At 47.1% G+C, this 12,042-nt stretch carries 15 protein-coding genes; 6 read left to right on the top strand and 9 right to left on the bottom strand.

The window, feature by feature from the left end; genetic code table 11:
• Positions 1–27 precede the first annotated feature (27 nt).
• Both ACYVC2_RS00315 and ACYVC2_RS00310 read left to right on the top strand, forming a co-directional pair.
• Positions 28–486, top strand: coding sequence for a hypothetical protein (locus ACYVC2_RS00315; protein WP_461100262.1), 459 nt, complete (start codon positions 28–30; stop codon positions 484–486).
• 266 nt (positions 487–752) lie between these two features.
• Entirely contained in the window at positions 753–1,463 is a 711-nt protein-coding gene (locus ACYVC2_RS00310) for a hypothetical protein (protein ID WP_461100261.1), read from the top strand.
• Positions 1,464–1,662: 199 nt separating this feature from the next.
• On the opposite strand, the gene ACYVC2_RS00305 is transcribed toward ACYVC2_RS00310, so the two are convergent.
• From ACYVC2_RS00305 to ACYVC2_RS00295, 3 genes are all read right to left on the bottom strand, one after another.
• A complete protein-coding gene (locus ACYVC2_RS00305; protein ID WP_461100260.1) occupies positions 1,663–2,490 on the bottom strand; it encodes a helix-turn-helix domain-containing protein in 828 nt (275 codons plus the stop codon).
• A gap of 35 nt (positions 2,491–2,525) precedes the next feature.
• Positions 2,526–2,993, bottom strand: a complete 468-nt coding sequence (locus ACYVC2_RS00300; protein WP_461100259.1) for a hypothetical protein — start codon at positions 2,991–2,993, stop codon at positions 2,526–2,528.
• Positions 2,994–3,109: 116 nt separating this feature from the next.
• On the bottom strand, positions 3,110–3,922 hold the full coding sequence (locus ACYVC2_RS00295; RefSeq protein WP_461100258.1) for an oxidoreductase: 813 nt from the start codon (positions 3,920–3,922) through the stop codon (positions 3,110–3,112).
• A 441-nt stretch (positions 3,923–4,363) separates the two neighbouring features.
• Between ACYVC2_RS00295 and ACYVC2_RS00290 the strand changes: the two genes are divergently transcribed.
• From ACYVC2_RS00290 to ACYVC2_RS00275, 4 genes are all read left to right on the top strand, one after another.
• Positions 4,364–5,119: a formylglycine-generating enzyme family protein gene (locus ACYVC2_RS00290; protein ID WP_461100257.1), complete on the top strand. Its 756-nt coding sequence runs from the start codon at positions 4,364–4,366 to the stop codon at positions 5,117–5,119.
• A gap of 279 nt (positions 5,120–5,398) precedes the next feature.
• Positions 5,399–5,896 carry a GrpB family protein gene (locus ACYVC2_RS00285; protein WP_461100256.1) on the top strand — a complete coding sequence of 166 codons (498 nt, stop codon included), beginning with the start codon at positions 5,399–5,401 and terminating at the stop codon, positions 5,894–5,896.
• Between the two features lie 176 nt (positions 5,897–6,072).
• The gene (locus ACYVC2_RS00280) at positions 6,073–6,945 is read left to right on the top strand and encodes a helix-turn-helix domain-containing protein (protein WP_461100255.1); all 873 of its coding nucleotides are present in this window, start codon (positions 6,073–6,075) and stop codon (positions 6,943–6,945) included.
• 150 nt (positions 6,946–7,095) lie between these two features.
• Positions 7,096–8,079: an aldo/keto reductase gene (locus ACYVC2_RS00275; protein WP_461100254.1), complete on the top strand. Its 984-nt coding sequence runs from the start codon at positions 7,096–7,098 to the stop codon at positions 8,077–8,079.
• Between the two features lie 577 nt (positions 8,080–8,656).
• On the opposite strand, the gene ACYVC2_RS00270 is transcribed toward ACYVC2_RS00275, so the two are convergent.
• The 6 genes from ACYVC2_RS00270 to ACYVC2_RS00245 form a co-directional block, all read right to left on the bottom strand.
• Positions 8,657–9,085 carry a nuclear transport factor 2 family protein gene (locus ACYVC2_RS00270; protein WP_461100253.1) on the bottom strand — a complete coding sequence of 143 codons (429 nt, stop codon included), beginning with the start codon at positions 9,083–9,085 and terminating at the stop codon, positions 8,657–8,659.
• A gap of 135 nt (positions 9,086–9,220) precedes the next feature.
• Positions 9,221–9,655, bottom strand: coding sequence for a YybH family protein (locus ACYVC2_RS00265; protein WP_461100252.1), 435 nt, complete (start codon positions 9,653–9,655; stop codon positions 9,221–9,223).
• Between the two features lie 49 nt (positions 9,656–9,704).
• Complete coding sequence (locus ACYVC2_RS00260) at positions 9,705–10,112, bottom strand: EthD family reductase (RefSeq protein WP_461100251.1); 408 nt, start codon at positions 10,110–10,112, stop codon at positions 9,705–9,707.
• 296 nt (positions 10,113–10,408) lie between these two features.
• A complete protein-coding gene (locus ACYVC2_RS00255; RefSeq protein WP_461100250.1) occupies positions 10,409–11,098 on the bottom strand; it encodes a hypothetical protein in 690 nt (229 codons plus the stop codon).
• A 14-nt stretch (positions 11,099–11,112) separates the two neighbouring features.
• Positions 11,113–11,469, bottom strand: coding sequence for a PadR family transcriptional regulator (locus ACYVC2_RS00250; protein ID WP_461100249.1), 357 nt, complete (start codon positions 11,467–11,469; stop codon positions 11,113–11,115).
• 135 nt (positions 11,470–11,604) lie between these two features.
• Positions 11,605–12,039, bottom strand: a complete 435-nt coding sequence (locus tag ACYVC2_RS00245; protein WP_461100248.1) for an SRPBCC family protein — start codon at positions 12,037–12,039, stop codon at positions 11,605–11,607.
• Between the last annotated feature and the right edge of the window lie 3 nt (positions 12,040–12,042).

The following is a 12,042-nucleotide window of genomic DNA, read 5'->3' as shown; positions in this document are numbered from 1 at the left end:
TGTCTACTTTTGAGAAAAACGAAGTCCATGAAAACGCTACTCACCCTGCTTTTATTAAGCCTGACAACCACTGGTGTGTTCGCACAGCTAGACACGGCCAGCTATCCGAAAGAACGACAGGCGATCCGGGAATTACTACGCCACCAGCAACCCGGCACCCTGATCGACTGTGCAGATTTTATTGCGGTTGGTCCTAAAGGCGATATTTCCTTTTCCCATCAGCAATGGCTAGCGGTGCAGAAAAAAGAAAAGCTGGTTTTCAAATCGGTACAACCCGTTGCCGGACACCAATTTATCCGAATTTATGAGGGCACGATGGCCGTGGTTAACTCGCTGATGGCTGTAAAGCTGGTGGTTGACGGGCAAGATTTGACTATCAACGTACGTCGGCTGGAAGTGTACCATAAAGCAGCCACTGGCTGGTGCCGCGTAGCCGGTCAGGGAACGCAGGTGGATGAAAGCCTATTTCCCGTTGCGGGTAAATAACCTGCTTATCCTGGTTACTAAATTGCTGTCTCGCCTAACCAGCACAAATAGGTGCACAAGCTGACACGTACTTGACTGGGTTAAGCCAATAGTAAACGCCGGCTCTAGGTGAGGGTAGCGTTTTTGTCGTTAATCCTGCTGTTCGAACTGGCCTCAATACGTTTCTAGGCGGCTACGCGGGTGAAAATAACACGACGGGCATCCAAAATACGTATGTAGGCTATCAGGCGGGTCAATCGACTACTACGGGCAACACAAATACGATCGTGGGTTACCTGGCGGGCAGCAAGCTGACCACGGGCAATAACAACATCATCATTGGGCCCAAGTCGGGCACAACCGTCAGCGATGGCAGTGACAATGTACTAATGGGCTACAATTGTCAAGCAGAGGAGGGTATTTTTAACGGGATTGCCATCGGTACCAAAAGCCGGGTAGCGGCTAGTAATTCGCTGATTCTGGGTAATAGCGTGAATGTCGGCATCGGTACCTCCGCACCAAAGCAAAAACTGGAAGTCGTGGCTGATAAGGCTGATGAAAGTGGCTTACGGCTTTCTAACCTGACCAGTCAAAGTAAGACCAGCCAGGCTACGGACCAATTCCTGGCGGTCAACGAACAGGGGGATGTAATCAAAGCCCGGTATCAGCTACGAATTAACAATCCGTCAGAGTGGAGTGATAAGGTATTTAGCTCAGCTTATCAGCTTCGCCCTTTATCCGCCGTAGCCGACTATGTTTGTCAACATGGTCATTTACCCGGTGTACCCTCGGCAGAGCAAGTAACCAAAGAAGGGGTTGATCTAGTCAAGATAAACGCTACCCTTCTGGAAAAGGTAAAGGAGTTGACCTTGTATACTATTCAGCAAGACAGGAAAGTAGAGCTCCAGCAGGCCAGAATTGATCGGCTGGAAAAGCAGCATAAGCAGGAAATTGCAGCCCTAAAACAACTCCTCAGCCAGCTTCTAAATAAGCAGTAGACACGACCGATGGGAAGATTTGTTGTCTCAAATAACCCTCCTACCTGAGACTACGGATATTCACCAGTCTGCTAATGGGGCGTTTTATGACTCGGTGAACGGGAAGAATAGGGCAAAATAACTTGTAGCTGTATAACTCGGTCGAACGAACTGCTCCCCAATCCACTCAAATAGGGCGCGTTATCGTTTATCCCGTGGTCTAGATGGATAGGCTTGAGTGGGTCTGCAATTCCGAAGCATTTACACCATACTTTCGTTTGAAGGCGCTCGAAAAATGTGATAGGTTTTCAAAACCAACTTCCAAATACACCTCGGAGGGACGTAAGTTTTTCTTCGATATTAAATAGTGGGCTTGCTCCAACCGCTTCGTCTGTAACCATTTCTCAGGCGTCGTTTCAAAGATCTTATTAAAATCTCGTTTAAAGGTGGACAGGCTGCGTCCCACCAGTTTGGCAAAAGATAGCAGGGGGATGTTATACTGGTAATGATGATTCATGTACGTTTCCAAATCGATCTTGTAAGGCTCCTGGAAGTCAAACAAAAATCGTTGAAACCCATCGCCGGTTTGAAGTAGTAACTCAATGGCTTCACGGGTTTTAAGCTCCGCTACTTTTTCGGTAAGCTTATCGGGATAGTTAATGTAGGGTACTAAGGAATCAAAAAAACCTTTCAAAAACACATTGCCGGTTAGGTTGACCATGGGTGGACCTTTATAGGCATTTTGTTTGACGATCTTGTTTTCGGTAGCATATTGCTGTAACGATTCCTGGTCGAGAAAGAGGCTGATCAACGCAATGGGCTCACCCTGTGGCCCCAGGTTTTTTACCTTTTTGAATAGCTGATGTCGACGCATCAAACAAATGGCCCCCTGGTTCATCACGAAGGTTCCCACGTTGGTAAAATAGTGCGATTCGCCCGATAACATGATGCCCAGTGCGTGCTCCGGAAAGTAATGTTCAGTACTCCTTATGTTTTGGGAGCTATGGGAATACAGGATATTGTGTTGAAGGCTGATGGTGTTTTCCATGATTGGTCAGTGTAGGGGAATCATGATTGATTTAATCAGTAAACTAATCTGAAAAGGGGTCTTTTTGCAAACGGTGAAAACGGCCACGGAATAGCGATCAGAATCACAAGAAGTCCTAGAGTAAACCAAATGGCCATTGTCCTGAATTTCTCCCGGTCATTGCTTTTGTTTTTTACCTTAACCGAACCAATGGAAATAAGTAGGGTGGCAATAATCATCATAAAGGCATGTTCTAGGCCAAAAAAGCGTAGCTCGCCAATGTGGACGGCCACTTGGAAATGGTGCGAAAAGTAAGCCGTGATTGGGCTAATCGCGTATAAAACAAGACCCAGACTAACCTGTATATTGGTAATGGTTACCGTAGTGAGCCTAACCGTTTCATCAAATTTTGTAAAGGATTTACCGGAAGACCAACCCCTAAAAGCCCGGTAGATAGCAAACAGTAAACTCGGCAGAACGAGCCAACGAACTAAGGAATGAATCCCCAAAAGTGTCGTAAACATAGTTGAAGTGAATTTTCATGACCCTTACCAACTTTCTTTCTGCTTCGACAGCCCTTATCAAGAGGATTTCTGCCTAGTAATTAGAGCTTAACGAGGGGTATTGCTTTTATAATTGATCAATTTGTTTGACTCAGGATCAACCGATCCAGCAGTTTATCCGATAAGGTGCTTCGCAAAAACAACAACAAGTTGGCCATCGAACCACCCGCGTATCGTGTTTTGGGCTGGTTGGCTTCAATGGCTTTTTTAATCAATCTGGCTATGACAATCGGGTCGGAGTTATTCGTTTCCGTTCGTTGATAACTTTTTTGGGCTCCTTTCACCAGTTCTTTGTAGGCCGAGCTTCCCGAAACACGAACCAAACTTTCCATGGCAATGCCACCCCATTCTGATTTGATGCCGCCCGGTTCAATCACAATCACATCGATCCCAAATGGCTTTACTTCCATGCGAATGGAGTCACTCAGGGCTTCCAGGGCAAACTTACTGGCGTGATACCAACCCCCTAGTGGCAAGGCGATTTTTCCGCCAACCGAAGAAATGTTGACGATTTTACCCGATCTGTTTTGTCGCATGTTGGGTAACACCAATTGGGTTAGACGCATGGCCCCAAACACGTTTACTTCCATTTGATAACGGGCGTCTTGTATGGGTAAGTCCTCAATTGCTCCTTCCGAACCGAAGCCGGCGTTGTTGACCAGGATGTCGATGCGTCCGGCTTGGTTGAGAATCTGTTCCACACAGGCCGTAATCGTTTCATCTTTGGTCAGGTCCAAAGCGACGGGTTTGATGCCGTACGCGTTGAGATCGTGCATGTTTTCCGTCCTGCGGGCCGCCCCGTATACCTGAAAACCGTTTTGTGCCAAAAATATGGCGGTTGCTTTTCCAATTCCTGCCGAAGCGCCGGTTACTAAGACTATTTTTGCCATGATGATGAATGTTTTATGAGGCAAAATTAGTCTGAGCCCAGCGAACAGGGTTTGGTGAGACGTCCAAGTTTGTTTGCTGAGACGTTCACCCTACGCTGGATTCTACCAACTGTCCCTGCGTCTACACTAGTCAAGCCTGTAGGCTGCCAGTAGGGTCAACCAACAGTATACCCATTCTAGTTGAGTGTTTACCAGATCGGGTATATTGTCAGTTGTCCAATTTTTACTATTGCTCGCTTCTGAGACAACTGAGAGATTTGCCTATCAATAATTCGGGCGTTTCATGATTCACGCTGCCTCATTGGTTTGTTCTGACTGCAAGCTTGTTAGGCGGCTTACTCGACACACTACCAGCCGATTGGCGTTAAACACACAAAGTAGAAACGTGGCTTCATTGAATTATAAGGAGAGGTTCCCGAAACGCCAGCAAAAAATCCAGTAATGAACTACATTTTAATCGCAGTTCTGCTTATAACGGTGGCCGGTACCCCGACAGGCAACTCGAAGCGATCAGAAAACGCAAGCGCGTTTGGTACTATCCATGAGCCGGACATGGTCACGGTGCAGGGTGGCAGGTTTGCAATGGGCGGCCATGAGCATAACAATGAACAGCCAATCCATACGGTCACCCTAAGCAGTTTTAAACTAGCTAAGTATGAAACTACGCTGGCACAATGGCAACAGGTTATGGGCAGTAATCCTTTGGGTCGTACCGATTGTATGGATTGCCCGGTAACCGCTGTCGGCTGGGATGCTATCCAGACATTTATAACAAAGTTGAATACCTTATCGGGTACGACTTATCGCCTGCCTACCGAAGCCGAATGGGAGTATGCGGCTAGAGGGGGTACAAAGAGTAAGGGATTTGACTATGCCGGTAGTAAGGATGTCAATGCGGTAGCCTGGACGTTTGCCAACAGCGGATCCACTATTCACCCTGTTGGACAGAAACAGGCCAATGAGCTGGGCTTATATGATATGTCGGGCAGTGTATTTGAATGGTGCACCGATTGGTATGATGAGACCTATTATGCGAACAGTCCAGAACATGATCCGAAGGGACCTGCCACAGGGCCGCATCGTGTTTTCCGCGGGGGGAGCCGAGCCTTCGAACCTGCTAAAAGCCGTGTAGCCTATCGCAATCCCTTCCGGTTAGGCTACGCCAACCTGGGGTTCCGGCTGGCTTCATCCCTTTAGTATACCGAATCCCTTTGAGCTAACATAAGAGGACTGCCTATCGAGGGCTTCCTGGAAGACAGTTAAGGAAACCTTTGGATTGTCTTGTCTCGATTAAGGCTCCTATGTTTTAAATAGGAGCGTTCATATATCTGCTTTGATAAATGGGCGTTTCCTGAAACGGATAATGAATACTATAGAAGTCGTTTGAATGACTTTCGTACACATGAGGAAACCCATTTTTCCACTAGTTGGGGTTGGGGCAACGTTCCACTCACTCCTTATATACTGTAGACGCCAATGATTAACGAAACCATCCGATTAGAGGAGTACAATCCCGAATGGCCCAAGCGCTACCTTCGAGAGGCTAACCAGCTTGTAGAGGCATGTAAGCCTATGCCCATAGCCGTTGAGCATATTGGCAGCACGGCGATTGAAGGATTACTAGCAAAACCTATTATCGACATTATGCTCGGCTTACCCACTTGGGAGTTCTTCGAGGGCGTGAAAAACGGTCTGATTACTGCGGGTTATGAAGATTTAGGAGAAGCGGGTGTACCCGGTAGAGTTTACTTTAGAAAACGCAGTGGTACCTCTTTCAATGCTCATGTGGTGCTATTGAATGATAGGATTTGGTCCACTAATATTCGATTTAAAGATTACTTCCTCAACCATCCACAGGAGAAGACGACATACGGAAATCTGAAAAAATCCATTGTTGACCGAGGAGCAGTCGATTTGATTACTTACTCAAAAATGAAGGCTGATTACATGGCCTCCATACTAAGCAAAGCTTGAGACGCTAGAGCCTTCAAATCTGCTTCCTAAATGGGACATTTAATGCGACACCACTTTCCTTTCGTATTTCCTAGAATAGTACGACAATAAACCCAGACCAAAACGCCCAACTCCTGAGTTCCAAGGAAACTCGGGAGACTAATCGAATGGCCGATTGATTTCATTAACTTTGCGCTATGAATAACCAAACGGTTGACGCAGTTTTTGAAGCCAATTCGGTGAATTTAAAACTCCGGGGTTTCAATGTTTATCCGGTCGATATTCCGGCCAGCGGAGCACCCACCTATCGGCGAAGAGACTTTTATAAAATCATTCTCTCAACCGCTCACATGGTCATTCACTATGCTAATTGCAGCGTGGAAGTCAATGGCCCGTTTTTGTTCTTCGGTAACCCCCATATCCCGTATTCAGTCGAACTGCTTTCGCCCAGGCAAATTGGCTATTCCTGTCTGTTTAGTGAACAATTTCTCAAAGCCGTTGAGCGTTCGGAAAGTATTCAGACATCGCCTTTATTCAGGATCGGGGGCACACCGATCCTACCCCTTACGGCCGATCAGGTAGTCGTCTTTGACGAATTATTCAACAAGATGCTCAGCGAGCAGGACGGGCAGTATCCCTTTAAGGATGAACTGATTCGCAATTATATTCAGTTGGTGGTTCACGAGGCACTAAAAATCCAGCCCTCCGACACATTGATTCAACACAAAAGTGCTGCCTCACGCATGGCGGCCCTGTTTTTAGATCTTTTGGAGCGACAGTTTCCCATCGACAGCCCAGAGCAACCGCTAACCCTACGCACCGCTCAGGACTATGCCGATCGGCTGTCAGTGCACGTCAACCACTTGAATCGATCGGTGAAAGAAATTACGGGCAAGCCCACCACCAATCATATCGCCGAACGCATTGCCAGTGAAGCCAAAGCGCTTTTGCAGCATACCGATTGGAGTATCGCCCAAATTGCCTACGGCCTGGGCTTTGACTATACCACTCATTTCAACAACTACTTCAAACGAGTGACCGGAAGTATCCCTAAATCCTTCCGAGGCTGATGGCTCACCGCCAATAACTGATCAAAGTGATTATTTGAAATCATTACTTTTTTGTTTGATATGTGTTAACCGGGGCCCGGTTGATCGACCTACCTTTGTGGTGTCATTCGCTCCTGATCAGGGCGGCAGTTACCTATCACGCAAACAGTCATGAAATACGTTAAGCTTGGCAATACTGGATTGGACGTATCCCAACTATGCTTAGGCTGTATGGGATTCGGTCAGGCCGAAAATTGGTCACAAAACCAGTGGGGACTCGATGAAGCCGCCAGCCGCCCGGTTATCCAGAAAGCCCTGGAAGTAGGGATCAACTTTTTTGATACGGCGAATGCCTATGCCTTTGGCAACAGTGAAGAAATAGTAGGACGCGCGTTAAAGGACTTCGCCAGCCGGGATGAGGTGGTCATCGCCACCAAGGTTTTCTTTCCGATGACGGATAAACCCAATGGGAAAGGACTTTCCCGAAAGGCAATCCTGAGTGAGATGGATAAAAGCCTCAAGCGGCTAGGTACCGATTACGTCGATCTCTACATCATTCACCGTTGGGATTATTCGACCCCCATCGAAGAAACCATGGAAGCCTTACACGACCTGGTGAAAGCCGGCAAGACGCGCTACATCGGCGCTTCCTCCATGTATGCCTGGCAGTTCCAAAAGGCCAATCAGATCGCCGATCAACGGGGCTGGACGCGGTTCGTCTCGATGCAGAATCACTTGAACCTGCTTTACCGGGAAGAAGAGCGGGAGATGATTCCTTACTGTAAGTCAGAGAACATTGCTCTAACGCCGTATAGCCCCCTGGCATCGGGTAGGTTGACGCGCGACCTTACTGAAAAGACCGAGCGGAGTGAAACAGATCTGGTGCAGAAAATAAAGTACGATGCGAGCGCGGATGCCGACAAGCTCGTCATCGAGCGGGTGGCTTCCATCGCCCAAAAACGGGGGATAGCGCGTGTAGAAATTGCACTGGCCTGGTTGCTCCAGAAGCAACCGGTAACTATTCCCATCATCGGAGCCACGAAATTTTCCCATCTGGAAAATGCGGTACCGGCCCTGGATATTACGCTGAGTGCGGAGGAAATTGCCTTTTTAGAAGAGCCTTACGTGCCACACAAAATCGTTGGACACCAGTAACGCTACGTCAGCTATGCAGCCAGCAAGTCATGCTCGAATGTCAGCTAGCCTAACCTGGGTTTTTGCTGTTTCGGGAGGCATTGCTTTAGCGAACCTGTACTGAGCACAGCCGCTGTTGCGCTATATCGCTTCGTCGCTCTCCATTGATAAAGCAGCGGCAAGTTTACTTATAACGGCAACCCAATTGGGATATGGCAAAGCAATCACTAGAATAATAGCGCCCAGCAGCGTATCGGATGGTTCTAGCGGCATTGATGCGGTTGTTCGTTGGTCACTAGATCAGCCTGGTTTGTGGCTAGGTGGGTTCGTTTTCACCAATGAAATGAGTGGCTGGGTATGAAGTTGAGGATTTATCCGACAACTACCAGCGAGCTATCGTAAAAAAAGACCAGGCTCAGTCAGAAAGGATGCATCAGGCCGTTGGTTTCCCGTAACTGGCCAAGTCATGGGTGACAAGCTGCTTCATGTTAACTAGCGTAGGCAAGTAACAGTCGTTGCCAGCTAGTTAAAAGCTACTAGCTCATAATTGGCTCCATTTCTTGCTTTTAACATGGTTCATGGGAGGCCCAGTCAAAGACTATTCCTGGAAGGTGGTTGTCACCAGTTCAGTATCCATATACTCAGTGATCGACCGTAGTTTACCGTCTCTGATGCAACAGACCCAGCAATAGCGGTTATTGTAAATCTTACCATCAGGCGTCCTATTATCACCGCTTGCTTCGACCACCACGTACTCCTCATCCGCTAAAATACGCGTAGCCATCGCCTTGTAGGGCGGAAGTAAGGTGGTCCTCACCGCCCCCCATAAATCATTCACTACCGACTGCTTGCCCTGAAAGGTTTTCGCCCATCGCCCACTGCCCATCCACCTCCATTGCATGTCGTCGGCCATCGCGTCCAGGAAGGGCTGATCATTGCCTTTCGCCAAGTGGGCGAAAATAGTTGCCATCAGGTGTTTATTCGCCGTGGCGCTCATGGTTAGTAGTTGATTAAGGCGTGGTATCACTCAAGCATTGTTGGCCGATTGGCACCAGGATAAGCTCGCTAGAGTGATAAATTATCATCCCCTATAAGACGAAGGAGCTTTCAGGTATCTGTTTTAGGATAAGTGAAAAGCCAGGGACTAATCCAGGCATCAATATTAAATGTCCAGAATGGCCCTCAGGCCCTCAGAACGAATGGGAGCGGACGTATGCTGGTGTATTACCTTCCAGCCATAGTCAGATTTTGAAAAGCCAAGGGTTAGTCGATTCTTCATTTTTCGTAAAAGGGTACCCTCATTGGAGATGGCCTGAAACTGAATCAATGCACTGGCAAAACCGATCGTCTCCGACTGATGAATGGCTACCCTCTCAAAGTCGACTTGTAGCTTCTCTTCGCCCAGGGAACCAAGCCAGTCTTCAATACGCTTACTCCAGGCTTTGGCGTTTGATTCGTAGCCTTGATCCCACAGATCAAAGATAATGGCTTGCTCATGGTAAAGATTGATCATGGCCAATGTATCCTTATGCCAGGCAGCGGTTTGATAAATAGTAAAGAACTCGTCAATCTGAGTAAATCCTGATTTACTTTTCATAAGCGACTCTTATGGTGATGATCAACAACTACGGCTGGCTTCCCCTTGTTTACTTGACCACTTCACTGACCAAAATAAGGGGACTACTGTTGGTGTAGTTGGGAAAATCGGCCCGAATGGCGTCTCGGTGGTCCCCGATAGCCGCTTGATAATCGCTTAGGCTTTTTACATAGAAGGTACCAATAGCCATAAACGGCAGGGGTTGATTCGGACTACCACTGGCAATTCCTTTTTCAATGGTGTACTTAACCAGATTAGCCCCTAAATACCCGGCTACCATGGGCATATGCTTGGTTTGATAGTAGTCCATGTTAAAGGTTTTCCCCTCGGTATAGGGATACATGACCACTACTTTAAGTAAGCCTTTTTCGCCAACAGCTGTGGTGGGCTTTTCCTGACCGAACGCAGCTAAACAAGTCGTTAAAAGAACAACCGTTAGGATCAGTTTACCTGTCATAATTGGTTTATTTAAAGGATAAAAGACTCCGCAAGGACAAATAAGACTAACTTTCTGATTTTGAGTACATCACGCATCAAATCTACTAGTGCTTTAAGAAAAGGACACAGGCAGAATGCGACAAATTAAGGGAGCGATTGCGACATCTTTCTGGCCAGGTGAATCAACCGATTGCTCTTGGCTTTACCTGACTGTTTCGTACAACCATCCAGTGTGAGACGAAGAAGTTTCCAGATATAGGGTGCTTCAATATTCGGGCGTTTATTGAACCAGTAATTAGTTTGGGCAACTAGTATTTACCTGGTTTGGTACGACGAGTCAGTGTCTGTTTGCATCGAGAAATCTAAGAGCCCCAGATACAAGATAGCCAACGTTGACCACAGGGTGGAATAAATTAAGCTTTTCACCAACAAGGACACCTCCAGATTACCAATGCCTGAATAAAGCAACAAAGTACCAATCCACAACAAATACGTAAGCAACCGGATCAACAAGGTGGGAAAGCGGACTACACCCACTTTCTTAAGTCGGGGAGCAACCCGTTGGAGTAAAAACCAGCTTAGCATCAGAACCCAAAGACCACTCACCCATTGAGCTGAATTCCATAGTATATGCTCTCCAGATGCTCCTAAAAAATCTGTCATCAAGCCAAAATACAAACTTGCAAACGTAACCAGACCGACTATCAGCAGCGTACGAACTCGTTTGGGCGTAGCGAATTGAGATTTCACCAGTGCCCACCAGTCCCGCAGCAGACTTCTCAAAAACACCTTTCGATAGGTCCATTCCATCTTCTGGATGTGAGTAGGTCCTCCAAAGTCATCAATCGTGTGCTGAAGGGCCTCCTCAAACGAAAGTGAGTCGGCGACCCTGGCTTCCACGGAAACAACAAAGTGATCGGTCATCTCTTGGATAAAGACGGTTTCAATCAACTGACATTTCTGAGTCAGAAAGGTAGTGATGCGAGCCTGTTGGGCCTGTGTCATAGCGGTGAGGTTGATTAGGTAGTAGGAAGCTGATTGAGATCACTGGGGGTAAGTATTCGTTGCAGCTGATGGATAAACAGCTCAATCTGGGCGAGTTTATCCACGGCGTTACCTTGTTGATCCTGGGCAATGGCATAGTATTTACGGGCGCGGCCGTCGACGATTTGGGTTTTGGTGATCAGCATGCCGTCGGCTTCAAGTTTATACAAAGCGGGGTAGAGAGCACCTTCGGTAATCTTGAGTTGGCCATCGGTGAGTTGCTTTACTTTCTGGCAGATCTCATAGCCGTACATCCACTCGGTCTGGGCCAGCAGTTTAAGGATTATGGCACTAAGACTGCCCTTGAGTAGCTGGTGCGAAGTAGTATTCATGCTCAAATATACTAATATTATATATACTACTGAATCTTAGGTATTATATTTTTTTCTAATTCCAAAATAGGCTGAAAAAGTGCTCCTATGTACGTGCTCCTGAAACGTTGGCAATGAATGGTGTCTTTCGTTCGCTTAGGCATGCTCAACAAGTTCCTTAATCAGAAGAAGAGTCGTTCGCCAATAGAATGCTAAGTGTTTTTGAATCGACTCAGTGGGGAAGTTTTCAATGGTGAGCCGCAAGTGGGTGAGTTGATTAACTGGGGTTAGCGTAAACTCAAGAACGGAATAGTTTTCGGCTAAATCAGCTAGTCGAGAAACTGAGCTCAAATGCGAATACGATAATGTTCGCTCTTGATCAAAGCGTAGAACGATGCCTTTATTTTCAAATGTTACGTGATGAAATCCCCGAATGGCAATGGGGGTATTGATTTGCCAATTGGTGACGACCTCTACTTGAGCTTCTGGTTCAGCTAACCATTCTGTCATTCGTGAGGGCTGGGTCAAAGCAGCCCATACCTGAGCTGGTTTAGCTTGGATTGTAACATCGGTAGAGAATTGTACAATCATTAC

It is taken from the genome of Spirosoma koreense (assembly GCF_054777875.1).
The sequence above is the reverse complement of the archived record's forward strand: the minus strand, read 5'-3'. Positions and strand labels throughout refer to the sequence as shown.